Source organism: Carboxylicivirga agarovorans, from assembly GCF_050589845.1.
In the GTDB taxonomy this organism is placed as follows: domain Bacteria; phylum Bacteroidota; class Bacteroidia; order Bacteroidales; family Marinilabiliaceae; genus Carboxylicivirga; species Carboxylicivirga agarovorans.
In genome coordinates, this window is sequence record NZ_JBNGPA010000004.1 from 82,189 (window position 1) to 108,280 (window position 26,092).

General features: G+C 37.8%; 20 protein-coding genes. 8 read left to right on the forward strand and 12 right to left on the reverse strand.

What is annotated here, in order from left to right; genetic code table 11:
• The first annotated feature begins 172 nt into the window (after positions 1-172).
• On the forward strand, positions 173-2,431 hold the full coding sequence (locus tag ACRD69_RS06285; RefSeq protein ID WP_430814220.1) for a sodium-translocating pyrophosphatase: 2,259 nt from the start codon (positions 173-175) through the stop codon (positions 2,429-2,431).
• 379 nt (positions 2,432-2,810) lie between these two features.
• On the opposite strand, the gene ACRD69_RS06290 is transcribed toward ACRD69_RS06285, so the two are convergent.
• The 12 genes from ACRD69_RS06290 to ACRD69_RS06345 all read right to left on the reverse strand — a co-directional run bounded on the left by ACRD69_RS06290 (position 2,811) and on the right by ACRD69_RS06345 (position 19,200).
• Positions 2,811-3,245, reverse strand: coding sequence for a hypothetical protein (locus tag ACRD69_RS06290; RefSeq protein ID WP_430814221.1), 435 nt, complete (start codon positions 3,243-3,245; stop codon positions 2,811-2,813).
• A 64-nt stretch (positions 3,246-3,309) separates the two neighbouring features.
• Positions 3,310-4,221 carry a hypothetical protein gene (locus ACRD69_RS06295; protein ID WP_430814222.1) on the reverse strand — a complete coding sequence of 304 codons (912 nt, stop codon included), beginning with the start codon at positions 4,219-4,221 and terminating at the stop codon, positions 3,310-3,312.
• 56 nt (positions 4,222-4,277) lie between these two features.
• Positions 4,278-7,328 carry an ATP-binding cassette domain-containing protein gene (locus ACRD69_RS06300; RefSeq protein ID WP_430814223.1) on the reverse strand — a complete coding sequence of 1,017 codons (3,051 nt, stop codon included), beginning with the start codon at positions 7,326-7,328 and terminating at the stop codon, positions 4,278-4,280.
• 36 nt (positions 7,329-7,364) lie between these two features.
• Entirely contained in the window at positions 7,365-7,745 is a 381-nt protein-coding gene (locus ACRD69_RS06305) for a DUF1987 domain-containing protein (RefSeq protein WP_430814224.1), read from the reverse strand.
• 12 nt (positions 7,746-7,757) lie between these two features.
• The gene (locus tag ACRD69_RS06310) at positions 7,758-8,327 is read right to left on the reverse strand and encodes a SiaB family protein kinase (protein ID WP_430814225.1); all 570 of its coding nucleotides are present in this window, start codon (positions 8,325-8,327) and stop codon (positions 7,758-7,760) included.
• Between the two features lie 450 nt (positions 8,328-8,777).
• Complete coding sequence (locus ACRD69_RS06315; RefSeq protein WP_430814226.1) at positions 8,778-9,335, reverse strand: GNAT family N-acetyltransferase; 558 nt, start codon at positions 9,333-9,335, stop codon at positions 8,778-8,780.
• 76 nt (positions 9,336-9,411) lie between these two features.
• Positions 9,412-10,401: a Gfo/Idh/MocA family protein gene (locus ACRD69_RS06320; RefSeq protein WP_430814227.1), complete on the reverse strand. Its 990-nt coding sequence runs from the start codon at positions 10,399-10,401 to the stop codon at positions 9,412-9,414.
• 11 nt (positions 10,402-10,412) lie between these two features.
• On the reverse strand, positions 10,413-13,163 hold the full coding sequence (locus ACRD69_RS06325) for a DUF3352 domain-containing protein (protein ID WP_430814228.1): 2,751 nt from the start codon (positions 13,161-13,163) through the stop codon (positions 10,413-10,415).
• Positions 13,164-13,268: 105 nt separating this feature from the next.
• Positions 13,269-15,632, reverse strand: a complete 2,364-nt coding sequence (porZ, locus tag ACRD69_RS06330) for a type IX secretion system anionic LPS delivery protein PorZ (RefSeq protein WP_430814229.1) — start codon at positions 15,630-15,632, stop codon at positions 13,269-13,271.
• Between the two features lie 5 nt (positions 15,633-15,637).
• Positions 15,638-17,638, reverse strand: a complete 2,001-nt coding sequence (locus ACRD69_RS06335) for a glycosyltransferase family protein (RefSeq protein WP_430814230.1) — start codon at positions 17,636-17,638, stop codon at positions 15,638-15,640.
• 32 nt (positions 17,639-17,670) lie between these two features.
• On the reverse strand, positions 17,671-18,240 hold the full coding sequence (locus ACRD69_RS06340) for a non-canonical purine NTP diphosphatase (protein ID WP_430814231.1): 570 nt from the start codon (positions 18,238-18,240) through the stop codon (positions 17,671-17,673).
• A 126-nt stretch (positions 18,241-18,366) separates the two neighbouring features.
• Entirely contained in the window at positions 18,367-19,200 is an 834-nt protein-coding gene (locus ACRD69_RS06345; protein ID WP_430814232.1) for a universal stress protein, read from the reverse strand.
• Positions 19,201-19,426: 226 nt separating this feature from the next.
• Between ACRD69_RS06345 and ACRD69_RS06350 the strand changes: the two genes are divergently transcribed.
• The 7 genes from ACRD69_RS06350 (at position 19,427) to atpA (ending at position 26,088) form a co-directional block, all read left to right on the forward strand.
• Positions 19,427-21,109, forward strand: coding sequence for an adenylate/guanylate cyclase domain-containing protein (locus ACRD69_RS06350; protein ID WP_430814233.1), 1,683 nt, complete (start codon positions 19,427-19,429; stop codon positions 21,107-21,109).
• A 186-nt stretch (positions 21,110-21,295) separates the two neighbouring features.
• A complete protein-coding gene (locus ACRD69_RS06355) occupies positions 21,296-21,679 on the forward strand; it encodes a bactofilin family protein (RefSeq protein WP_430814234.1) in 384 nt (127 codons plus the stop codon).
• 400 nt (positions 21,680-22,079) lie between these two features.
• Positions 22,080-23,153 (forward strand): F0F1 ATP synthase subunit A, encoded by a 1,074-nt coding sequence (gene atpB / locus ACRD69_RS06360; protein WP_430814235.1) that lies wholly within the window; start codon positions 22,080-22,082, stop codon positions 23,151-23,153.
• A gap of 26 nt (positions 23,154-23,179) precedes the next feature.
• A complete protein-coding gene (atpE, locus tag ACRD69_RS06365; protein WP_143301005.1) occupies positions 23,180-23,389 on the forward strand; it encodes an ATP synthase F0 subunit C in 210 nt (69 codons plus the stop codon).
• A gap of 12 nt (positions 23,390-23,401) precedes the next feature.
• Positions 23,402-23,896, forward strand: coding sequence for a F0F1 ATP synthase subunit B (gene atpF, locus ACRD69_RS06370; protein ID WP_430814236.1), 495 nt, complete (start codon positions 23,402-23,404; stop codon positions 23,894-23,896).
• Between the two features lie 50 nt (positions 23,897-23,946).
• Positions 23,947-24,483, forward strand: a complete 537-nt coding sequence (gene atpH, locus ACRD69_RS06375) for an ATP synthase F1 subunit delta (protein ID WP_430814237.1) — start codon at positions 23,947-23,949, stop codon at positions 24,481-24,483.
• Positions 24,484-24,504: 21 nt separating this feature from the next.
• On the forward strand, positions 24,505-26,088 hold the full coding sequence (gene atpA, locus ACRD69_RS06380; protein WP_430814238.1) for a F0F1 ATP synthase subunit alpha: 1,584 nt from the start codon (positions 24,505-24,507) through the stop codon (positions 26,086-26,088).
• Positions 26,089-26,092: the final 4 nt, after the last annotated feature.

The window sequence follows — 26,092 nt, forward strand, 5'->3', positions numbered from 1 at the left end:
CAGGAGTGTAACCTGAAAAAAGATAACTCATGCAATATCCAAGCCGGAACCAACCGACTTCTTATTGGATACTATCAGGTCGAAAAAAATCTACTTTCCGACAGCATTATCATGTCGCCCTGTCAATACCCACTCAGTATCTAACTCATTTACTAACTAAAACAAAACATCTATGAATTCAATTTTTTGGTTTATCCCCTTTGCCTCAGTATTGGCATTGGTTTTTGCCTGGATTTTCTTCAAATCAATGATGAAAGAATCGGAAGGCACAGACAAAATGAAAGAAATCGCTCAGCATGTCAGAGATGGGGCTATGGCATATCTTTCGAGACAATATAAAGTTGTCGGTATCGTTTTTCTTGTGCTGTTAATAATTCTTACCATACTGGCTGTTATTGGTGTTCAAAATCCTTTTGTCCCAATTGCCTTTTTAACCGGGGGTTTCTTTTCCGGGCTCTGTGGTTTCCTGGGTATGAAAACAGCCACCTTTGCATCGGCACGTACTGCTCATGGTGCATCTAAATCATTGAACAGAGGACTTAAAGTAGCCTTTAGAAGCGGCGCTGTAATGGGCCTGGTTGTAGTTGGTTTTGGATTAATAGATATCGCATTATGGTATTGGGTGCTGAATTATATATACGATCATAATGTCTTTGGCCTTGGTTTGGCAATAGCCGAAGAAGTAAGCCTTACAGGTGGCTGGACAACAGATTTTATATCCAACCCCGAATGGATACATGCTAAAATGGTTCATATTACGACCACCATGCTAACCTTTGGTATGGGAGCCTCTACACAGGCATTATTCGCACGTGTTGGTGGAGGTATTTACACCAAAGCAGCCGATGTTGGTGCTGACCTTGTGGGTAAGGTAGAGGCAGGAATTCCTGAAGATGATCCACGTAATCCTGCAACCATTGCCGATAACGTGGGTGATAACGTGGGTGATGTTGCCGGAATGGGTGCCGACCTTTACGAATCGTATTGTGGTTCAATACTGGCCACTGCCGCTTTGGGAGCTGCCATATCAATGAATTCAGGCCAGTTTAACGAGAAAGCCATTATTGCTCCAATGATCGTGGCAGCTATAGGTATTATATTCTCCATTTTGGGTGTGTTTATGGTTCGTACCAAAGAAGATGCTTCTGCCAAGAATCTACTTAACTCATTGCTAGTGGGTACTGCCGGATCATCGGTACTGATATTAATTGCCATTGGAGTAATGGCCTATCTTGGATGGTTTGGATGGGGTATATTTGGCTCTGTTGTTGCCGGTTTGATTGCAGGAATTATTATAGGCCAGGGAACTGAATACTACACTTCTGACGGATACAAACCAACGCAGGGTATTGCAAAACAGGCACTGCAAGGACCGGCTACAACCATTATCGATGGTATTGCTGTTGGCATGTACTCAACATGGATTCCTGTTGTAACTATTGTTGCAGGTATTATCGCAGCCTTTGGTTTTGCAGGCGGATTCACTGACTTTAGCGAAGGAGTATATGGTATTGGATTTGCCGCCGTGGGAATGTTATCAACTTTAGGGATTACTCTTGCAACAGATGCTTTTGGACCTATTGCTGATAATGCGGGTGGTAATGCTGAGATGGCCGAGCTGCCAAAAGAAGTGCGCGAACGTACTGATGCCCTTGATATGCTGGGTAACACCACAGCCGCAACAGGTAAAGGCTTTGCTATTGGTTCGGCCGCATTAACTGCTATGGCTTTATTGGTGGCATATATGGAAGAGGTAAGAATATGGCTTAAGAAAGTGCCTGAGCTTGGTAATAAATTCCTTGAAGTAACCGGGGCAGAGAGTTTAACATCTGCATCTATCAAGGACTTTGTTGATTTTTATGAGCTTAACATGTTCAACCCGCTACTGTTAGCCGGTTTATTTATTGGTGCGATGATGGCCTTTGTATTTTGCGCCATGACCATGAAAGCTGTAGGTCGTGCAGCAGGTGCAATGGTAGAAGAGGTACGCCGTCAGTTCAGAGAGATACCTGGAATACTGGAAGGTACAGGTAAGCCTGAATATGCCAAATGCGTAGCTATATCTACCAAAGGTGCTCAACGTGAAATGCTGGTTCCTTCAATTTTAGCCATTGCTGTTCCTATCATTGTTGGTCTATTTCTAGGCGTAGCGGGCGTTATTGGCCTGTTAATGGGTGGCTTGGTAACCGGTTTTACACTGGCTGTAATGCTAAACAACTCTGGCGGTGCCTGGGACAATGCCAAGAAATATATTGAGAAAGGTCACTATGGCGGAAAAGGTAGTGAGGCGCATCATGCAGGTGTGGTTGGCGATACTGTTGGTGATCCGTTTAAAGATACTTCAGGTCCGTCGTTAAACATCCTGATCAAGCTAATGACAATGGTTTCTGTTGTAATGTCTGGCTTAACAGTTATTTATTCATTATTTTAGTAATATCCACTTCTACAACAAACGCGGATGTTCATTTCATTCGTATACCATCAAATTAAAGTGATATACCGCCCTTATCTACGGGGCGGTTTTTTTCTTTATAAAAACATCAGGACCTGTTACAAATATCATCGGGAGCATTTTCATTTCTCTTCGCGAGCATTTTTGTTTCTCTTCGCGAGCATTTCTGTTCTCTTTCGGGTTCTTTTTTGATATTTATCAGGGGGCCATTTCTGTAAAATCATGGAACATCAATCAAAGCAGGCTAATGATTGACACAAACGAACAGGTCATATTGATGACATGACAGCAGGAAAGATCATTACACAAAAAAGCCGCTCATTAATGAACGGCTTTACTATATAAGGTAATTAGTATCCTAGAGTTGCTTCACAAGCGAAAGAACCGACTTTGCACACCCTTCTTGTCCGCCTTTAAATGAGAAATACAAGTGGTAAACACCTGTTTTACGACAAACAAACTGAAACTCATCATACATTTTACCATTGTGGAAGTTACTACTGATAAGCTTTTCATTTTGCTTTAATTGCATGATCATCTTTTCAGCATTTGAAGCCCCGTTAACAATGTTAAACTTGTATTGAGTGTTACTGTTTAGTACAACAGAAAATTTAACGTATCCGGTTTTAGTATCTTTCTTTTCTTTTACCATTTCAACGGTAAAATCTTTTATATACTGGCTTGAACCCATTTCTTTCAACGCCTGCTTAAGCAAGTCATCGCCACATTGCGCCGATGCACTAAAAGCACTCATTAAAAAAAGAACCAGGAAGCTATAAATTAATTTTTTCATCTTTTTCAGTTTAATTGGTCCCCAAGAACATTTGCAAAAATAAGGTTTTTTCAAATACTCTGACTTACGACACAATGAATTCTCTTAATGACTTGATTTCAGCAACAATAGCATTTACATCTTCAGGAGATATTTCCACATGGCTTACTTCATCCTGTACGATAATTAATTTACCATCCTGCTCTATTGTTTTAGCCTCACCCATTTCAGTCGTAATGCTTACGCCGCTGTATGCTTGCTTAAGTTTACCAATGTGTTCCGCCAACTGTGCGAAATCAGGATCTCCGCTATAGTTCTTTAAAATAATTTCGATGATGTCGATAATATCTTTCTGCTCAGCAACACGATTAATCAAGTTCTCATCATTGGTTTCCTCAATCACACTGGCTGTAATGTACAAACCTTCAATCCATGCACCTGTAACAATCAAAGACGATACGTTGCTACGCTTCTGGCTACGTAGGTATGAGTCCATTTGGTTGAAGCTTGAGATAGAAATCTGCATCAACGAATCCAGGTTATTATTGTTAGTAGCCATTCGTTTCAATGAATTGAAATCGAAGAACTGACCAACCTTAATACCTTCAGCCAAAGACTTAATAGATACCAGGTATGAAACAACAATGTTGTTTTTGTCAAAGGTATTGATATAACCAAGGTCAGCACTATAAACACCCAGGTTAAGCGCACGCTTGTAGCTGGTGTTGTAATCATCAACCTTGTCGGTGCTATTTAATATTTTTTGAGAGAAATCAACTCCTGTAGCCTTAATTATTGAAGCCATCTCAACCGGTGATGAAATATTCTGAATTACATCACTCATTACTTCTTCTGATAATTCAAGAGCTCCGCTTTCAGCTGGTGCAGAAAGTGTTAACTCATCAGATTCACTGCTCTTTTTTGATGACCCAGAACATGCTGACATTAAACAAATTCCGGCAACCATCAAGGTTAGGTAACTAAATTTTCTCAACATTTTAGTACGTTTTTAATTTCGATTGAAGCAATTATACTCAATTATTTAGTAAAAGGTTACTTTTTAATCAGTTTTAATTCCCCAAAGAAGTCCATTCCTTTCTTTAGCAAATCAAAATACAGCACGACATACATCATAATAGTCAATAACCAGACTACGGTAATATTGAACCATAATGTATCATAGAAAACACCTGCGAAATGTTTTTGCGGTGCAAAAAAGTGCGTACGGAACGAAACAGCTGTTTCGGGTTCAGGTATTTGGTAAATTGGGTCTACTACCTGAATAAGTTTATTTCCATCGCGTAATAACTTATTTTTATCAAAGGTTTTACGCACAATATCAGAGATACTCTCATTGTAATAGGCATCTTTTATGGCGTTGAAACGCTCTCTGTTATTTCTGATATTCTCTGATAAGAAACGGTCAATCGTATTATCGGCCGTATTAAATATATCTCTGTAATGATTCTTTAACTCCTGGATGTAGTTCTTAGTTTCCAGGGCAACATCTTCATTGAAGTTTTCAACCGTTAGTTTGTCAAGCGCCTTAAAGGTGATTGATGGAACGCGTTCCATCTCCTTTGATAATTCGTTATGCAATAAGCCAAGATCATTTGCATACGCTGCACTCTCTTTGTCTCCTATACGACAAGCATCAATAACCTCTTCAAGCTCGGGCAGGTAATAGACATTTTTAAAGTCAGAACTACTGTGCTGTAACTCTACATCAAAAATGTTCTTTTTATAATTGTTATGCTTGTATTGGTGCACAATTAGTCCTTCATAGATATAACGGGAAGGCATTACCTCGGCCACTAATGGTACTTTATCGACGCTTGTAAAATCTTTATTCAGCTTATCAAAAGTAAACATGGCTCCACCCAACACCATCTGCGGAATCATTACCAGTGGAATAAGTATATAAATGGTAACAATCGAGTTAAAAGACGCTGACAGGATAAGGCCAAGTATATTGGCAAAAGCAGATACTGAGAACAGAGCCAGCCAAAACTCGAAATTCATGCCTTTAATACCCAGAATACTATTGGCCACAAACACAAACAGTGTCATTTGAATGGCTGACATTGTAAATAATATCAGAATTTTAGATGCCAGGTAACTGGAGCGGCTCAGGTTCAGAAACTTTTCGCGCTTCAATATTTTAGCGTCCTTGAATATTTCTTCAGCACTGATGATCAAACCAAAAAACAGAGCCACAATAATACCCATAAAGATATAAGGGGCTATATTTTCATTGTCACGGAAAATATAAATATCAGACTCAGGATCAACAATATATCGAATAAGATATGCCAGTATAAATCCTAAGAACGGCGCTTCAAGAAGGTTTAACAGAATATACTGCGTATTGCTTATTTTCGATTTGAAATCACGAAGTGTATAAATGAAAAACTGCTTAAACCACGACGGGATATTTAAGGATTTGGGAGGCGTTGACGTCACCTGCTCTACCTGTGGCAATTCTATATTTTCTTTATAATGGTCATGCCATTCTTCCGGCGATGTTTTACGCTTGTTAGTGTAATTACCGTACTCGTCAATGACATTGGCATCGATAATATTGAATATAAGCTCAGGGTTGAGGTTACCACATGTCCCGCACTCCCCCTGATCACTGTTGATCTGAGCATCAAGTCGTTTAAAGTATATCAATGATTCACTTGGGTTACCATAGTATACCGGATAACCACCTGTATCAAGAATATACATCTTATCAAACATCTTGTAGATATCAGATGATGGCTGGTGGATCACAACGAATATTAACTTGCCCTTAAGCGCTAATTCACGTAACAAATTCATTACGTTTTCAGAATCACGTGAAGACAATCCCGATGTTGGTTCATCAACGAACAGGATCCCGGGTTCACGAATTAATTCCAGGGCAATATTCAATCGCTTACGCTGCCCGCCACTGATCATTTTGTTAAGCGGCGAACCAACTTTCAGGTTTCTACGCTCATACAATCCAAGGCTCATGAGGGTGTTATTAACCATCTCCTCAATCTCTTTTTCATCCTTGTCTTTAAAGCACAACTTGGCGTTATAGTATAGGTTTTCGTATACTGTCAGTTCCTCAATCAATAGATCATCCTGAGGAATATAACCGATAACACCTTCTACTTTGTCACGCTCATGATGCAGGTTAAAGCTATTGATCAGTACTTCGCCGCTTGTTGGTGTTTCGTTACCACACAACACATTTAGCAAAGTTGTTTTACCGGCACCACTGGCACCCATAATTCCGATCAGCTTGCCTTGTTCTTCTGAAATATTGACATCGCGTAAGCCAATACCCCCGGTTTTAAACTGGAATCCTACCCCTTTAACTTCATAGGAAATCTTTGAGACCGATGAGTCCGACATAAAGTGCGATACAACATCAGTATAATAAACCGGTTGTCCCTTTGGTAGTTTTACAAAACTACCTTTAGGGAAAAGATAAATACGTCGATTGTTAATCAGCAGGCCATTAAGGAAAATATCCTGCTCACCTGTATATCTGACAAAATACAGGCCAGCACTTTTCACCCTTAATATCAGCACATTCCTGTCGAGTTCGCCGGTTTGAATATGCTTGGCATGAGTTAGTTCAGGCACCTGATGATTAACGACTAACACATCGTCCAAATCGAGTTGAGCGAGTTCATTATTTACCGTATAGGTTTCAATGGCTTCAATCTCTTCTTTGGGCAATTTAAATACATCGGCCACAGTATTAATAATGGCCATCCGTTGCTCGGTAAATTTACGGTCGGCATTAACCAACTCATAAAGACGTAGAAGTACAACAACCTTCTGCTCTTTATTCAATTTCTTGTTGATCTTCTTACAAATTCCGAGGATTTTCACGGAATCCTTCATTGAAGTCAACTTAACCTTACCTTCAGGTTCTTCTTTACCAAGTTTTGAATCTTTCGAAAATTTAAGAAAGAGCGAATAGTATTCTTCAACGTCCTCAGCATTTAGCTGTTGTTTCAGGAATGTTTTTACATATTCTGTCTCATTCGCTTCAACACCTCCATCCTGTTTGGCGATTAAACCAAACAGCTGCATCAGTGCTTTCAGAATCTCTTCACTCATAAATTAAATTTCAAAGTATGTTTGGGTATTGGGGTCTTAGTCGGTGTATGAAATATAGTCGAAAGGTATTTCAACAATATCAGCATATTCTTCACCTGCTTCAAGCATGTCTTCTTCCTCCTCGTGATAATGCCACTTGATCACAACATCGTGGTCATTTTCAACGATTTCTTCAAACTTCAATAATATATCAAGAATCACTTTCGAAGAAGCAGTGTTGAAATACTCCAGTTTAAAATGAAACTCTGTTTTATCTGCCGGTGCTTCAGCGTAACCATCAATCCATTCAAGGATTGGCTCATAAAACATGTTAACATCCTCAGGTAATGATCGTCCTGAGATCTCAAACTTGGCATTGTCTTTATCCAGAATTACATTAGGTGTATCGTCTGTTCCCGCAATATTAATTACTTCCATTTTTTTGTCAGATTAGTTTCGTTTTACTGTTGATGTTAAGATAAAAAAGCTCACTTCTTCGTTTAGTTTTTTAAACTCGTAAGTTAGTTTACTACCGGTTTTTTTAGCAATGTCGATAAAACCAAGTCCGGCACCACCTTTATCAGAGATCTTACCTTCGCGCATCTGCTTTTTATAAAGCTCAGATAAGCCTTTTTTGTCCAAGCTGTTAACTTGCTCAAGACTTGCTTGCAGCTCAGGCACTTTCTCATTTTTAATAACATTACCAGTTATAATGTTATAACTCGTTTCGCCATGACTTACCATCACTATTCCCCGACGTTCACTTTCGTTTTCATCAAGAGAATCGGCATGTTTGCTAATGTTCTGAAGACACTCCACCATTACATTAAAAACTTTACGCTGTACCGAATTGGACTCTTGACTCTTCTCAAGACTTTTTTCAGTTATTGACGTAAAGGTCTTAGTAATTTCCTGTGTTACTTCTCCTTCGTAAACCAAATTAATTTCATTGGTTTTCATAGTCTTATACATTTGATATGCAAAGTCTAAAAAACCATGATTTTCTTTATTCTTATCCATACTGTGTAGTGTGTTAAACTTACTACTTAATCAATTTTTCTAAACTAAATAAAGAAATGCAAAAGTAGAAAGAACATGGAAATTTTTCCCACATCTCTCCAACGATTTTCACACTTCTTGCCTGAAGCGCCTAAGCATACTTCTTAAACTTTGACAAGATAGAAATAATTCTAACGTCACACGTCAGTGCTAGTACGGAAAAAACAGAGAATTGTTTTGTTATTTTACGTTAATTGCAAGATAGCATCACTTAAAGGTCATTATTTTGTGATAAAACAACCTTTAACAACATTGTAGCAACAGTTTAACCTAGAAAAATATGCCCATTTAAGCCTTCATTAATGAGCGTATTTGACAGGTGTATGCATGGAAGGTATATTCGATGCCAGATTATCAAGAATAATGGCATTAAACCAACCATTATCAAATGGTTAGAATTACCAATGAATGCTAATTGAGGTTAATAAGAAAATTCGATTGCAAATTAGTTTGCTCATTCACCTTACATTCCTCACACAACTCCTTATCAAAGGTGCTTATGATAAATCCTTGTGATAAATAATTAGAGATAGCAGCCATTTTTTCAAAATCACTTGCATGAAAAAATATGCGTTTAGGCTCAAACTGAAAGCAATAGTCAACGGCTTTGGAAAGAAACATAGCCCTTATTTCGAAGTCAATGAATTCGTTAATAATACCGAAATTTTTGATCTCAACCTGACGATCAGGCAACACGATAAGATCAAAGGAACCTACTATTTGTCCTTCGTGCATGGCAACAAAGAAATGTACCTCAGGATAGGCCAGGAAGCTCTTTAGAATATCTTTATTCCACGAAAGCTGTTCCCACCAGTCATTGGCCATCTGACCCGACACCGGAAAGCTATAGTCAAAGTCTGAACTCTTTTTAATTTTAATCAGTTCAATCTTTTTATCGTAACCCTTTGCAGGAATAAACTGTGTTCTGCTGCTAAGCTCCAGAATATTATAGTTGACCCTTTTCTTCATAACACCCTAATTTACATCCAGGTGGTGTTACGCATTTTTCGTGCCAAGGTTCTTTAAAAAATGTGAAAAAATCTGTTTAGCTGACTGTTTCCCATTTTCCTGTTTCTGATGAACGAATGATGGCATCAAGCACTCTTTGGTTGCAAATGGCGTCATCTTCATCATTAGACGGCGTTACCTTTTCAATAATATTGTGGGCAAACCCATCAACCATCAGACCATATTGGTCAACAGCCTCGATTTCGACGATTCGCGTTCCAATCGCTGTTTCAACAGTTACTTTCGCAGGTACATCAGTATAAGTATTGAATGGAAGATGCACAGTTATCATTCCTGCCGCCCCAACAATGTCGACCCTTTGAAAGGCATTGGCACATGTAGAAACATTAAACGTAGCTCTGACTGAACCAAAATCAAGAATGGCGGATGTGAGCATATCTGTGTCAAAATCGGGATGACGACTTACCAGACTGACGACCTTTTGCGGTTCCTTATCAAGTAAAAAACGAGGGACTGAAATAGCATAACATCCAATATCACGTAATGCCCCTCCCCCATATTCCTTGATATTTCTGATATTAGATGCAGCAGGATTATTGTAAGAAAATGCAGTATTGATGTATTGGATCTTACCAATATTATTGGTCCTGATTATGTCTTTCACCTTGATCCATTGAGGATGGAATTTATACATAAAGGCCTCTGTCAGGATAACATTGTTTTTCTGGCAGCACTCTACCAGCTCCTGAACTTCTTCAGCATTCATACACATTGGTTTCTCACACAAAATGTGCTTACCAGCCAAAGCAGCTTTTTTGGCCCATTCGAAATGCATATGATTAGGTAGGGGAATATATACAGCATCTATCGACTTGTCTTCCAGCAAGGCCTCGTAATCGCCATAATACTTTGGTATATTGAACTGACGTGCCAGCTCGGCCGACTTTTTAATATTGCGGGATGCTATGGCATACACCTCAACACTATCCAATGCCATAACAGGCAAAACCACTCGTTTAACAAAGTGATTTGAACATCCCAATACGCCTAAACTTAACTTCTTCATGCCTTTAATAATTAATCAACCTGGTAATTGTAAATGTAGTTTTCAGAACCTCCTACGATAAGATTGAATCTTGAGGCTGAAGACTTTAAAAATCCAATACTAAAGCGCGAATTACCCTTTAACGGGAAGCCTTTATACATTTTACCATCATTATTCAATAAATAAATATTGCCATTGTCTTTTTCAGATATTCCAAACTTGATATTATGAGATGAGAATTGATACCTGTCAATATTCAGGTTAATTTCCTCATCAAAATCCTTATCAAAGACCTTACTGCCGTCAGCTGTCTTAATTTCCAAGCTGTTTGGTTCTGATAGTAAATAATGGTTTTTGCCATTCATTGAAAATAAATTAAAGCAATGCTCATTTTCAACATCAAACACATCAAAATCCTTAACTACACCATTACTCAACATGATCTTTTTAACAACTCCGCTATTATCGGTTGTCACCAAACAATCATTGCTTTTATTTCCGTTCTCTATAAAATACGCCGAATTTGAATTTCTGACAAACTGTTTACTTAATTTGACCCTTACATTACCCTTTCTATCACAGATGTAGTTCCTTTTATTGTCGGCAAAAGCGATATAGTCTTTTCCATTTGAACGAAAATGTTGAACAGGTAAAGTCACTTCTCCATCTGTTTTTCCAAATTTCCAACCTGACACTTTATTTCCCTGACCATCATACAGGTATATACGGCGGTTTTCACAAGCTACAAACAAGCGATACTTCCGGTTGTTATCGTAATCACACACAGCCACTCCGTTCGTTGCCGCGGAAGGTAACCTTACGGGGAACTTAGCAACATTATTACCATTTCTATCTATTAAAAAGATCGAGTTACGGGTATTGAAGAGGTACTGAAGCTTATTATTCCGATAATAATCTACCTGAACAATTTCACTCATAACAGGACTATCAAGAGGCCTTTTCCATAAAACACGACCACTGTTGCTAAGTAAATAAAGATTGTTTGCTTCATCCTGTACCATTACCTCACGCTCTTTTGTGTAGTGATTTTTAACCAGCGTTGGCTTCATGATTACTGTTGAATCAAGTAAGCTTTGCCAAACGGTGCGCGGTTCTGATTCACGCATAGGCATGTATTGCAGGTAAGAAGTAGTATAAATCATCTGACCTGTTCCGCTTAATTGCACCCCAATTCCATAGAAATTACCAAATGCTTCTTTTTGAGATTCACTAACATCACCTAATACAGGATTGAAGAATTTACCCAACAAAGGTGCCAGGTGAGCTGTTTCGCAAAAGATAAATACATTCTCCCTGCTTGAGAAATTACTCAAAAAAGTCTGATGAGCTCGACTCTTACTCAGGGTCTTATTGAGCATATTGCTATAGATAAATTGTTCTATTAATACAGGTGCATCGGCCAATATGATATTATCATCGTAAAAGGAAATAAATTCTTGTGGCACCTTGGGTAGCATATCCCCAAACAGATGTTTCATGATATCATCGGGAAATCCATGATAAATGTTAAATTTCATCTCTGCATCAGGCCTGTAGGTTTTTAACAGTTTTGGAGAGTTGCCTTGCCTGTGTAGCTTTCTGAGCATTTCCAATAGCAACTCTTGACCTGTGGACCGGCTTTTCATCTTTAAAATAAGTGCTCCATTGGCTTTGGGTTGAAGGTGGTTATAATCGCTATAAGCCAGCCCGAGTTCACCGGTCAGCTGACTGAATAGTTCATCTTTAAAATTAAACCCAAATTCTTTCTGGTAGCTGGCATTCAGCCTGTCAAGAGAAGCTCCCACGTTATTGTCAAGATGAAATTTACTTATCCTTTGCTTAAGCTCCTTCCCGCTACCAACAGAAACGGTAATATAAGCCCTTGTATGACCTGGTATAACATCATGCATCCTTGAACGCTGCGGTTGAGCATCGGCCAAAAGCTGACTTACAAGCCCTTTATTAGTTGAACTCATAAACCCATTGAGTAGTATGGCCTGTTCTTCGATCTCAACATCTAATTCGGCCCAATAACTTTGCTCATGCAATTGATTAACCCTTTTTCGGCCTACTTTCTCAACGACCGGTTTAATAACTGCAGGTAGTTCCTTAAAATTAACAAACACATTTAGCTTTGAACCTGCTCCTATTGTTTTGTAAATCTGTTTAAAATCGTCACTATCAACCCAACTCTCGGTCCTTTGCTGTTGACGTATGGATGACTCAATTAACAAATTAGACGAACTAATCAATAACAAGCCATTATCAACATGAATAAAAAGTTGTTTCCTGCCACTTCCTATCTCATAAATGATTTTTGAATTATATTTTCGCTCGTTGAGATCATAACCTGAATCATTAAGTTGCTTTATAAAGCGCTTTATTTTTGCCTCTTCCTTCCTGTTAGGTATTTCAAACATATAGAAAGGATTCACGCTTTCTTTCCCCTGAGCATGAACTGAAAAATAAAACGGTAATTTGCTTAAATGCTTTAAAATTGCATCTCCGTCGGTTGTTGAGAGCGAGTCTAAATTGGCAAAAATCCCAAATAGTTTTGCAACTAAATTGGATTGTTTCAATTCTTCCTTGAATTCTACCGTGTGAAACAATGATTGATGTATATAGCCAAGACTGTTAGCCTTGACTATAAGCGCAGCATCTGAGGGCAACGCCGCTAACGACAGATCGTTGTTGTAGCTTTTTACACGATTAACCTGGAATAAAATGTAAACTAAAAGTGCACAACTAATAAAAATGGTTGCAATAACCCAGCCCTTCTTCATACCGATACGTTAGATAGGTTAAAAAAAATGATGTGATGTAAGGTTTAATACCGTGTTACAAAACTAGTTTTGTATGGTTAATTGGGCAAGAAAAACCACCTAATTCTATCGCACAATCAATAATTTTATCACATCTGAATCGGTTCCATCACTTGAACTAACATAAATCAGATAAACACCTGTTTTAACTTTCTCACCAGAAAAGTTGGTTCCATCCCAGTATGCATTGCCTCCCAACGAAGTGGTTTCATGAACCAGTTTACCGCTTACAGTTGTAATTTTAACAATACTATTCTGCATTAGGCCAGTTATTGTTATCTCACCTGAATAATCAGGACGGACAGGATTAGGGTAGGCATAGACCTTTTTGAATGAGCTATCTCCTTCCGTGGCTTTTGCCCTATATGATACTATCCCATTTTCAGTTCCTATAAAAACTTCACCCGAATTTGGGGAAATAGCGATACTGGTTATTGAATTTGAAGGTAAAGGACTATTATCCACATTAAACGTATTATAAGTTTTTAGTCCATCTTCTGAAACAAGGTAAATTCCTGAATTAGCAGTTCCAATCCATTTTCGGTTGGCACCATCTACTGCAATACAAGTAACACGTTCACCATCTAACAAATAATCGGCCAGATTACTTCCATCATTTCGAGGCACTTTTATCCGGCTTGCTACTGGATATTGTTCAGAAAAAATAGCCCATGGACGGTAATACAATAATACACCAACATCCGTACCCAACCAGATATATCCGTTTTTATCTTCTACTATACATGTAACAACTTTTGTAATCACAGTACGATTTTCATCCCAAAGCATAAGTTGTCCTTTATTACGAGAATCTTTATCTACATAATTATTGAGTGGTCCACGATATTGATCATCCTGAAAATCAAAAAGAGTATTATTTGTATCGAACACGAATAAGCCATTATTCGATACATTAATCCATTTGTAATCCCTACTATCCACAAAAATATCAGGAAGAAAATTACCTTCTCCTCCATTTATATTTGTCACAATTCCTGGATAGTCAAGAGTTAACCACCCCGGGTATTCAGCATTTTTATTATTTTCATCTAAACTCTTTTCAGCCAATTTGACATGAATAGGACGATCTACTAAGGAATTTGTCATCCATAGATTATTCTCACTATCCATAGCTGGTCCTCCGACCCAAATAAGGTAGTCATCAAATTTTCGAAGAGGACTATTACTTTCATTGTAAACAATCTCTTCATTACCAAATTCTATAAGTCCATAACCCCAGCTCGCTCCATATATCTTTGATTTATTATCTTTATCAACAGTTGTTTTAATAACATCGTAAACTTTAGACTCGGTTTTGGTGGTATTCCAGCTTTCAGAATAAAAATACCAATGCGCAGGGATATCAGTCTTTCCATCAAAACTGCCTGTTGAGACAATTAATCTTTCATCATAGTACATATGAATATTAAAGTTTGCTTCCGGCCTATCGGGCATGATAACTTTATCAATATCATTTTTCCATATAAGTCCATAATTATTATCACATATAAATGAATATCCATCGGATACAGTTATATCAAACGGATAAATATTCTCAATAATACCAGTTTCAGTAACATATGTAACAATTGTATCCTTCAGGTTTAAATCTTGGTCAAATACCTGCAATTTACTGTCACCAATCACATAAACACTTTCATTTGATACAATATTAGCAATATCAGTAATATTTGTCTCAAATATCTCATACCCAGAATCATTTACCTTAAATGTAGCGTCCTTACCATTGGTTAACTGACAATTAACCAGAAAGTAATTATCACCTATATTTTCAATTGTATTGTAAGAATTACTTTTTGTTTCAGGAAGCACCAGTTGTTTCCATGATTTAGAATCAATTAGATTATGATGAAATTCATCAGCATAAAACACTCCATCATCACTTGCAACATATATCTTATCATTAAATATTACAGCCTCATTTAAGGATAGCACATTTTGATCTACAATAGGGTAAACTTCGTATATTTCTTGCTTTTCCAAGTCAAACCTAATTAGTCCTAAATCAGATGACAAATAGGCATATAAGCCATTCACTAAGATGTCGTTTATTTGTTTTGAACCTGATGAGGGGTACAATGATAGCTCAGGTACATTATAAATAGAGTCATCAATTAACAAATCAATATTACCAGTAGAATATCCTATGATAAAGTAGTCAAACTCGTCTGCATATGCAACAGAAGTCACTTTTTCATCATTCAATGGCAATGCCTTATTTAAGGTTATCATTTCATTAGACTGAAAGGAATATATATAAATGCCCGATGAAGTTCCAACAACCACCCTACTTTCACTTGAAGCTATCGATGTTGCTGAATTCATTGCCTGATGATTTTTCCATACTTGTGCATCTAACGTTATGTAGCAGATACAAAACAGAAATAGAATAGTAATTAAACGAATCATTAATCTTAAATTTTAAAGTAGAAAAACAATTGAAACAAGAAACATAGTACAGATAGAACAAAAAGAATATGAATATAATCGGGTTTGAATATAAATTGCACGTCACTTCTTCCCGAAGGTAGTTCAATACTCATCAAACTTATATTACTCCTGCTTATACAAACTCTTTCATTATTTACATAGCAATGCCATCCAAAATGATAATTCTGTGAAAGATTCAATTTTAATGGTTTATCACGCATATTCTGAACAATAAATCCAAATCGATTGGAATCAACAGTGGTCTCAATACTATAATAATCAGATTGTACAGCCTCATTATCGTCACTAACATATACGAATGGCTTATTCTTTATATATTCTATTAAAGAATCATTCTCTAGTTCTGTATAACCTTTGAATTGATATGGAGTATATGCCCAATAAGAAACTACACCCATGTATGTCGCCTTATTTAATCCATATTTAACATGTTCTCTACTCAATTTCTCAACATCATTTAAAGTAATCTTATCAAGACGATTCTTCGTATTGTCATACTCAATTATTTTAATCTTAGAAAAAATATCAAGAGGATTTTGTCTAATATCAACAACGGTATGAGGAAACATCAATTGAGAAACAAACATGATCTCAGCTAGCAGAAAAGCTTTCAACAGAGTAGATTTATTAATTGTTCCAGCCATTTTTGTCACTAACAAATAAAGCAACAATAAAGCAATGGACATAAAGAACTGAATAATAAACAAAAACTCAAGTGACATCTCACTTGGTTTTAGAGTTATTTGAGAAATAAAGGTTATAAGTTCTTCATAATGAATCGCAACTATGGTAATTATACCAATAACATAACTGCCAACCGCGTAAATAAGAAACTTTGAAAACAGTCTCCATGATGTGATATGATCGATACAATGTCCCAACAATAATGAAATGCCTATTATTGCAAACATCCTGTATAATGAAGGAAATCTAAAAAAATCGAATAATGGCACATACAATGCAAACACTTTTCTTATTGGCAATGACTCTCCCATTGCCAAAACAAAACTAAATGCGATTAACAAGGTAAGTTTCCAATGCTTCTTAAATAACTTAAAATTAAACAGTAGACTATATATAATAATCAGTATTGAAAAAGTTCCAATAAAAACATTAATAAGCGATATATCACCCTTCCAAAAAGAAAAACTTTCAACATAGGTCGCTATTGGAGCAAAAAAAGACAAGAAGTCAACGGGGTAAAGAGATCCATACAGAAGTTGCTCAAGATCTAATTGCCCCCTCTCTATTAAATTAATGTTTGAAAGAACAGAATAAAGAACGAGACTTGTTGTAAGAACATTTAGAAATACAAGAAGTAATGAACGCTTTATAAAAATCCCAACCTTAGCTTGATAATCTGTTTCAACGGTAAGTAGTAAATATAACCTATATAGAAAAACAATAACAAGAAAGTAATAAACACTCACTATGAATCCCCAATAACCACCTGTTGTTAATAAGTACAATGACAAGCTTGTCCCTAGAAGATGCTTATAAGAGAATGTATTAGTAAATTTAATAAATTGTAATATTACTATTGGAGTCCAGGCTGCACTAACGATCCACCCCAAATGCTGTGCATGACCTATAAAAAAACCTGTTAAACTATATACAATAGCGATTGTTATACTCGAACTCCTAGAAATTCTTTTATATAATGAAAAATGATAAACACCTACTGCCGCCACTACAAGATGAATGACATACTCAAGGTGAAATGTTAAGTTTGTATACCCAAATATACTTAAGATCCAAGATGGCCAATACCAAGATTGCGGGTCAATATATTGAGCAAATCCTAAATTCTGATTGGGATACCATAAAGGCAAACTAAAATCCTGTAACGATCCAGCTATATAATATCGCCAGGGAATTGAGATATTAATTGCATCCCATTTTACAGAGGCAACACATAAACTTATGGGCCAATAGGTTAATATAACCGCAATAGCAATTATCACATAGTCATTCCTTATCAGTAACTTAACAAACCTCACCTTAAAAACTCTATCAATTTAACAACTGCTCTTCCACGATGACTAATCTTATTCTTCTCCTCCAAATCCATCTCTGCAAAAGAAACATCAAAGCCTTCAGGTTTAAAAATCGGATCGTAACCAAATCCCTCACTACCCGACTTCTCTTTTAAAATCTCTCCATCCACATAACCTTCAAACTGAAACTCCTTACCATCCATTATTAAAGAGATTACAGTTCGAAAACGGGCATTCCTGTTTTTAACACCCTCCAGCTTTTCCAATACTTTTTGCATGTTTGCTTCGGCATCTTTGTCAGTGCCGGCATAACGGGCTGAATAAACCCCTGGTTCACCATCAAGTGCCTCTATCTCAAGGCCTGTATCGTCAGCAAAGCAACTGATTTTATACCGCGAATAAATATAGTCTGATTTCTGCAAAGCATTAGCTTCAAGGGTAGTTCCTGTTTCAGGTATATCATCAGTACAATTAATGTCCTTCAAACTTAACACTTTAATTGTATCACCAAGCAATGCTTGTATTTCTTCCAGCTTGTGCTGATTATTTGTTGCAAAAACCAAATCCATGGACAATTACTTTTTTACATTAAACGAGTTATACACAAAAGTATTTTAATTGTATCAAAAAAACATGAAAACAAAAAAAGACGACCTGCTAAGATCGTCTTTTGATATATAACTAATAGTTTATCATTAACTAAAACCTCCGTAACCGTATTTCATTAAATCGGTTCTCGGATTAATGACCAAAACCGGCATTTTGGCGCTGTTGGCAATAATGTATTGCTCATAGGCTCCAAGCACATAATCGTGGAACGCAATGTCGCGCGTTGTCATTACCAAAACCAGGTCAGCATCGATCTTTTCAGAGAATTGAATGGTCTCCTGTGAAAAAGAAGCATCACCTTCAGACAATACTAACTCATAATCTATACCTTTCTCTTCCAGATATTTCTTAGAGAAAACAACATTTGCTTTCGTTCGGCTATCAATAATACCTTCCTTGGTTGCCGAAGCATAAATGTAAACCTTAGGTTTTGAGAACTGATACATAAATTGTATCCACTTCAGCTTTTCTTTGTTTTCAGACTTATAATCAACTGGGAAAACTATTTTTTGATAATCTTCACGCTTTGGTGCCGACTGTACAACCAAATAAGGAATTTTTGACCCTACGATCACTTTAAGCGCCCAGCTACCTGTCAGTTTTTGCAAGCCTTTCATTCCATGCGTTCCCATAACTACAAGCAAACACTCCAATTCTTCAACTACGGAATTAATCGTTTTAAAGATAGTACCTTCCTTTACCGAAGTAGAAGGTAGCACTCCCCACTTTTCTTTAATTTCCGCAGCGTCATTAGCTAATTTCTCTTCAAGTTCAGCTATTTGTTCTTCTTTTTTTGCAATATGAAGCAAATGAATGTTTGCATCCAGCTCACCGGCAACCTTAATAGCATGCTGAACAGCATTGTTTGCTACCTCGGTAAAATCGTAAGGAACCAGAATTGTGTTCTTTGATGTGTCCATAAAAAGCTCTCCTGAATGTTCTTTATTAACGGAATAAATATAGTACTTTTGATTCTAATTTCAAGCAAGCATTGATACCTAATAAATTATGCTGAAGGGAGACATCAACATAAAAGAATCATATTTCTTACTTTTCAAAAAAAATCTATTATTCGCGGTTGTATACGTACTCCCCTTATTTTTGTTCCCAAAAAATAGCCTCGGACAAGCACACTCCATCAAAATAATGGCTGAAACACCAAATAATGAGCAAGTCGCTGTTGAAAATAATTTTATACAGATACAAAACAGATCCTTTGCCTTTCACTGGTACAGCGACAGCATTAATTTATCAAAAACAAGGTATCGCCTGGTTCCGTATTCTAAAGAATGGAGTCCATGGACTGCGCGTAACTCAGCTGCTTTTTTCAACTTAAAAGAGGGCAACTATTTATTTTTACTTGAATTGCCCGATGGTCAAATAAAAGAAGCAAGCATACAAATTGATCTCCCTGTATGGAAACACCCCTTGTTTTATATTACAGGCATTGTCATACTTAGTTTTATTGGATTCATGTTGTTCGTCATCCTGTTCAGGCAGCGCATACGGAAAATTACACACAACATAGAAGAGGAGTTTAAAAAAGCATTTAAGATAAAGCAGAAAGCCAGGGAGAAAACCGTAGGCGTAAATGCCAAAACAGTGAAAGCGCAAGCTCGTATCCGGTCAAGAAAATACAAGAAGGTGACTGTTCTTTTTGCAGACATACAGGGTTTTACCAAAATCGTTGAACACATTAACCCTGAAACATTAATCGATGAGCTTGACCGCTTCTTTTTCTTTTTTGATGGCGTGGTTGAAAAGTACAATATTGAAAAAATAAAGACGATTGGTGATGCATACATGTGTGCAGGTGGTATACCAAACATTAATCGCACCAATCCTGTTGAAGTGGTTTTGGCAGGGCTTGAAATGCAGAAGTTTATGCAAGACAGTAAAGCTCAACAAAACAGTGAGGTTGGTTTTTGGGAATTAAGGATAGGCATTCATACCGGACCGGTTATCTCGGGTGAAATAGGTCGCAAAAATGTATCGTTCGATATTTGGGGGGACACTGTTAATATTGCATCGCGAATGGAAAGTTCGGGAACGGCAGGCATGATAAACATTACAGGTGTAACCTATGAACTGATAAAAGACTTTTTCGACTGTGATTATCGTGGAAAGATGCCAATTAAATATAAAGGGGAAACAGATATGTATTTTGTAAAGAGAATTAAATCGGAGTTATGTACAGATGAACACGGCATTTTCCCTAACAAAAAATTTGAGGTCAAGTTACAACACATTCGCTTTGGTGATCTTGAGGAGTTTGTTCTGAACAAACTGGAAACCGAACTGGAAGAGAGCATGTTCTACCACAACAAAGCTCACACGCAGGACGTCTTAACCCAGATCGAAATCATAGCCCGCGGTGAAAAGGTCAGCTCTGAAGACCTATTACTTCTGAAAACCGCTGCACTGCTGCACGACATCGGTTTTATTGTTGAATACCACAATCATGAAGATAATAGTATTCGCTTCAGCAAGGAGCTTCTTCCCAATTTCCATTACCACGACTACCAGATCGATCAAATAGTTGAACTCATTAATGTGACCAGAGTTGGTCAACGACCTAAAAACTATTTGGAGAAAATAATGAAAGACGCTGACCTTGATTATCTGGGCAGAGCCGACTTTATATCTATATCAGACAACCTGTTCAAAGAACTTAACCTGCACAATGGAAAAATGACCATTGATGAATGGAACAGACTGCAACATGATTTTATTGAACAACACACCTACTATACAGCAACAGCGCGCAACCTTAGACAGGTAAATAAAGAGCGGCAACTTCAAAAGCTTAAAGTACTGGTTAATAGCTAAAATTTCTGGCCAATTCTAATCAGTCATTAAACACTATCCTTCTGATTATACTCACAATATACCTATTGACATTACAAATAAAAGCGAAACTTCTGATGCCTGACTTTAAATTTAACTAAGCACTTCTGCCTAAAAACTAATGAACTATTGTATATTTGCTTTATTCTTAAAACTAACAATTGGAAAATGGCTAAAAATTTCGAACCTGAAAATAAGTTACCCAACATGATCGGTCCGGGTACTAAGATCAAAGGAGATATTGAAACGAATGGCGATATTAAAATCGATGGATCCATTGAAGGTAATATTATCTCTAAAGGAAAAGTTCTGATTGGGCAAAACGGCCAGGTTACTGGTGAGGTAAAATGTACCAATTGTGACATTTATGGTGCCTTCGATGGGAAGTTAACTGTAACAGAACTTCTATCTCTTAAAGCATCGAGCAAGTTACATGGCGACGTTAAAACCAGTAAGTTATCAATTGAGCCGGGAGCTATATTTACAGGAACATGTAAAATGGACGATAAAGTAACTCAACCAATAGCTGGTGGCACTGATGCCAAAAAGTAATACTTCTACTACAATCATCCGATCGGCATTTGTTTATTTAATAGTGGCATTTCTTTTAGGAAGTGGAACGTATTTAATAGGTAATAGCCTGCAGATAACATACGAGAAGGTAAGCTCCGGACTTATATTTTTAACCGGACTTTACCTTCTTTTTTATTTTCTATTTGTTTTCATTCAAAAAAAACACCCCGATAAAAGCGGCTTTATATTCCTGATTTTAATGTCGTTAAAGCTCTTTTTTATTTTCGGATATTTATTTCTTTTTCTAAATCCAACCTCCGGCGAAAACAAAAGAGAAGTACTATTGTTTTTAATGAACTATTTCGCGCTTCTGGTCGTAGATATGACCGTTAAGATTCGCTTAATGAAATAAGAAAGTAAAACAGCACACAATCACTTGATGCAGAATATCAGAATAATTATTGCACTAACGGCCTTTTGGGCTTTTACTCACACCATTTTGGCCGCCGACAAACATGGCGAAAGTTCTGAAAATGAGTTCGACCCCATGGAAATGATCATGCACCACATTGCTGATTCACATGAGTGGCACGTTATTTCCTATAAAAGTGATGGTGAAGAGAAACACATTACTATTCCATTGCCCGTTATTTTAATTGATGAAGGTCTTCATGTTTTTATGTCATCTGCCTTTCATCATGGAGAAGAACTGGTTCAAAAAGGTAATTCATACTACAAATTATATCACGGAAAAATATACAAAACCGATGCCTCGGGAACTATTAAGTACGATGATGATCACGCTGTTTTAAATGAGAAACCCCTTGATTTTTCAATCACGCGCAATGTGGCGTCCATGTGGTTAAGCATTATTATAATCATATGGTTATTCACCACTGCAGCGAAACGATACAAAGGTGGACCTGCCGCTCCGAAAGGCGTGCAGTCATTTGTTGAACCCCTTATTTTATTTGTTCGCGATGATATTGCCTATGCTCAGATTGAAAAGGATAAGGCAGACAGGTTTTTACCATTTCTATTAACCCTGTTCTTTTTTATCTGGATAAATAATCTCATTGGTCTGGTACCATTTTTTCCGGGAGGAAGTAACCTGACCGGTAATATTTCATTAACCCTGGTATTGGCATTAATTACCTTTTTTGTAACCAACTTTAGCGGTTCCAAAAGCTATTGGGGGCATATATTCTGGATGCCGGGCGTACCGGTGCCAATCAGGCTATTGTTATCAGTGATCGAATTTATTGGCTTGTTCACAAAACCATTCGCCCTGATGATTCGTTTATTGGCTAACATTACAGCAGGTCATATCATTATCCTGAGTTTATTCTCACTCATCTTCGTGATGAAATCAGTTGCCATCGCTCCTGTGTCAGTTCTGATGTCACTGATGATGTTTATGTTGGAATTATTAGTTGCAGTATTGCAGGCTTATATATTTACCTTATTATCAGCTCTGTTTATTGGCATGGCTGTACACAGTGAAGAACATTAATAGTTAATATTTTTAAACGTAATACAATGGAAGGTTTATCATTAACCACAATCGGATTAGGCTTGATCATTATTGGAGCCGGATATGGAATTGGTCGAATTGCTCAAAGTGCTATGGAAGCTATGGGACGTCAGCCAGAAATTAGTTCTAAAATTCAAACGGCGATGATTATTGCTGCTGCCCTTATTGAAGGTGCTGCACTATTTGCGATTGTAGTTGCTTTGATGAAAGGTTAAAACGAAACGATTATGGGATTGTTATCACCAGATCCCGGTTTAGTCTTTTGGTCAGCACTAACGTTTGGGCTCCTGGTTTTCATACTAAGGCGATATGCCTGGAAACCAATATTGCAAGCCGTAAAGTCTCGTGAAGAGACCATTGAGTTTGCATTGGCAGCAGCCGATAAAGCCAAAGCTGAAGTAGAAGATTTAAATGCTACTAAAGTTCAGATAATGAACGAAGCCAAGGCAGAGCGTGACACACTGATCAAACAAGCGCGGGAATTAAAACAATCAATGTTGGATGATGCCAGGCACAAGGCCCAGGAAGAAGCAGATAAGATTATTGCATCTGCACGTCTTCAAATTGAGCGGGAAAAAAATGAGGCTATCCTTCAATTGAAAGAAAAAGTTGCGGAGTTCTCTGTTGACATTGCAAGCAAGCTGTTGGAAGAAGAATTACAATCAACCGATAAGCAGCAGGCGATCATTGACAAGTACCTGCAGGAAGTGAATTTTAATTAGTGATATTCACTATTAAAAACAAGTTGAACAACATTCTGAATTAAAAGAGGATGAACAGAAGTTTAATAGCAGACAGATATGCCAGGGCTCTTTTTAAACTTGCTGAAGAGCAAAAAGAGTTGGAGCGCATTTATGAGGACGTTAACCTGATACAGTCCTATTGCAAAGATGCAGAAGGATTCACAGACTTACTCAACAGTCCTGTTATTAAACCTGCGCAAAAGAAGCACGCTTTTCACTCTGTCTTAGACAACAAAGTAGCGAAAAGCACGCTAAACCTGTTGGACTTATTAATAGCCAACAATCGCGAAGTTCTGCTTGAAGATATCAACAGGCGGTTTATCTGGTTGTATAAAAACGAGAAAGGCATCAAGGAAATAACTGTATTTACAGCTATTGAGTTTGATAATAAGCAAACAGAGGTGCTCAATCAATTTTTAAAAGACCAGTTTAAGTCTCCCATTGAGCTTACTATTAAAGTTAAACCAGAACTACTGGGTGGATTCATCTTAAAAGTAGATGGTAAAATGGCTGATGCCAGTATGAGCTCAAAGTTGAAACAAATAAAAAAGCAATTGCTTAGTTAAACGTACTAAATTGATTTTCGGATGGATACGATAAAACCGGCTGAAGTATCGGATTTATTAAAAAAACAGATTGCAGGCTTCCAAACGTCGACTGACCTGGAAGAAGTAGGAACTGTTTTGCAGGTGGGTGATGGTATTGCCCGTGTTTTTGGACTCAACAATGTTAAAGCCAACGAATTAGTTGAGTTAGAATCATGCATGGGCGTGGTGCTTAACCTTGAACAGGATAATGTTGGGGTAGTGCTGTTTGGCTCATCACAGGCCGTAAAAGAAGGCGATTTAGTAAAACGTACCGGGCGTATTGCTTCTATTAATGTAGGCGAAGGCATGGTTGGTCGTGTTATTAACGCCATTGGTGAACCTATTGATGGTAAAGGACCAATACAGGGCGAAACCTATGAAATGCCTTTGGAACGTAAAGCTCCACAGGTAATTTATCGCCAGCCGGTAAAAGAGCCATTACAAACCGGCCTTTTGGCTGTCGACGCCATGACACCAATTGGCCGTGGCCAGCGAGAGCTGATCATTGGTGACCGACAAACAGGTAAAACTGCCATCGCCATTGACACCATCATTAACCAGCGCTCTTTTTACGAAGACGGCGAACCGGTATACTGTATTTATGTGGCAGTAGGTCAAAAGGGAAGTACCGTTGCTCAGATTGTTAATACGCTTGAGAAACATGGTGCTATGGAGTACACAACAGTAGTGTCTGCTCCTGCTGCCGATCCGTCGGCCATGCAGTTTTACGCACCATTCTCAGGAACAGCTATTGGTGAATATTTCCGCGATACTGGCCGTTCAGCTCTTATTATCTATGATGATCTGTCAAAGCAGGCTGTATCGTACCGTGAGGTGAGTTTGCTCTTGCGCCGACCACCGGGGCGTGAAGCCTATCCGGGTGATGTTTTTTACCTGCACAGCCGCTTATTGGAGCGTGCTGCCAAGATCATTGAATCAGATGAAATCGCCGCGCAGATGAACGACTTACCCGAGTCTCTTCGTCCCCTCGTAAAAGGTGGTGGTTCATTGACAGCACTCCCTATCATTGAAACACAGGCTGGCGACGTATCTGCGTATATTCCAACCAATGTTATCTCCATTACCGATGGTCAGATATTCCTTGAGAGTGATTTATTCAACTCAGGTGTTCGTCCGGCTATTAACGTGGGTATATCAGTATCGCGTGTTGGTGGTAGTGCACAGATCAAACCAATGAAAAAAGTAGCTGGTACCTTAAAACTCGACCAGGCTCAATACCGTGAACTGGAAGCCTTTGCCAAGTTTGGTTCTGACCTGGACCCGGCAACCATGCTGGTTTTGGATAAGGGGCGTAAGAATGTTGAATTATTAAAGCAGCCTCAATATCAGCCGGTAAAGGTTGAAGAGCAGGTAGCCCTTATCTACTGTGGTACAAAAGGACTATTGAAAGATGTACCATCTGATAAAGTGAAGGAGTGGCAAAAAGAATTCACAGAGAATCTGACCATGGGTCACCCTGAGCTACTGCAAGACATTAAAAAAGGTGGATATAACGAAGATATAACAGCAAAACTGGACGCAATAGCCAGCGATGTGGCTCACAAGTATCTAATCGAAGAGTAAGCGC

What these genes read in the sequence shown, in the direction of transcription:
- ACRD69_RS06285 (WP_430814220.1), top strand. Translation starts at nt 173, where the DNA reads ATGAATTCAATTTTTTGGTTTATCCCCTTTGCCTCAGTATTGGCATTG.
- ACRD69_RS06290 (WP_430814221.1), bottom strand. Translation starts at nt 3,245, where the DNA reads ATGAAAAAATTAATTTATAGCTTCCTGGTTCTTTTTTTAATGAGTGCT.
- ACRD69_RS06295 (WP_430814222.1), bottom strand. Translation starts at nt 4,221, where the DNA reads ATGTTGAGAAAATTTAGTTACCTAACCTTGATGGTTGCCGGAATTTGT.
- ACRD69_RS06300 (WP_430814223.1), bottom strand. Translation starts at nt 7,328, where the DNA reads ATGAGTGAAGAGATTCTGAAAGCACTGATGCAGCTGTTTGGTTTAATC.
- ACRD69_RS06305 (WP_430814224.1), bottom strand. Translation starts at nt 7,745, where the DNA reads ATGGAAGTAATTAATATTGCGGGAACAGACGATACACCTAATGTAATT.
- ACRD69_RS06310 (WP_430814225.1), bottom strand. Translation starts at nt 8,327, where the DNA reads ATGGATAAGAATAAAGAAAATCATGGTTTTTTAGACTTTGCATATCAA.
- ACRD69_RS06315 (WP_430814226.1), bottom strand. Translation starts at nt 9,335, where the DNA reads ATGAAGAAAAGGGTCAACTATAATATTCTGGAGCTTAGCAGCAGAACA.
- ACRD69_RS06320 (WP_430814227.1), bottom strand. Translation starts at nt 10,401, where the DNA reads ATGAAGAAGTTAAGTTTAGGCGTATTGGGATGTTCAAATCACTTTGTT.
- ACRD69_RS06325 (WP_430814228.1), bottom strand. Translation starts at nt 13,163, where the DNA reads ATGAAGAAGGGCTGGGTTATTGCAACCATTTTTATTAGTTGTGCACTT.
- porZ (WP_430814229.1), bottom strand. Translation starts at nt 15,632, where the DNA reads ATGATTCGTTTAATTACTATTCTATTTCTGTTTTGTATCTGCTACATA.
- ACRD69_RS06340 (WP_430814231.1), bottom strand. Translation starts at nt 18,240, where the DNA reads ATGGATTTGGTTTTTGCAACAAATAATCAGCACAAGCTGGAAGAAATA.
- ACRD69_RS06345 (WP_430814232.1), bottom strand. Translation starts at nt 19,200, where the DNA reads ATGGACACATCAAAGAACACAATTCTGGTTCCTTACGATTTTACCGAG.
- ACRD69_RS06350 (WP_430814233.1), top strand. Translation starts at nt 19,427, where the DNA reads ATGGCTGAAACACCAAATAATGAGCAAGTCGCTGTTGAAAATAATTTT.
- ACRD69_RS06355 (WP_430814234.1), top strand. Translation starts at nt 21,296, where the DNA reads ATGGCTAAAAATTTCGAACCTGAAAATAAGTTACCCAACATGATCGGT.
- atpB (WP_430814235.1), top strand. Translation starts at nt 22,080, where the DNA reads ATGCAGAATATCAGAATAATTATTGCACTAACGGCCTTTTGGGCTTTT.
- atpE (WP_143301005.1), top strand. Translation starts at nt 23,180, where the DNA reads ATGGAAGGTTTATCATTAACCACAATCGGATTAGGCTTGATCATTATT.
- atpF (WP_430814236.1), top strand. Translation starts at nt 23,402, where the DNA reads ATGGGATTGTTATCACCAGATCCCGGTTTAGTCTTTTGGTCAGCACTA.
- atpH (WP_430814237.1), top strand. Translation starts at nt 23,947, where the DNA reads ATGAACAGAAGTTTAATAGCAGACAGATATGCCAGGGCTCTTTTTAAA.
- atpA (WP_430814238.1), top strand. Translation starts at nt 24,505, where the DNA reads ATGGATACGATAAAACCGGCTGAAGTATCGGATTTATTAAAAAAACAG.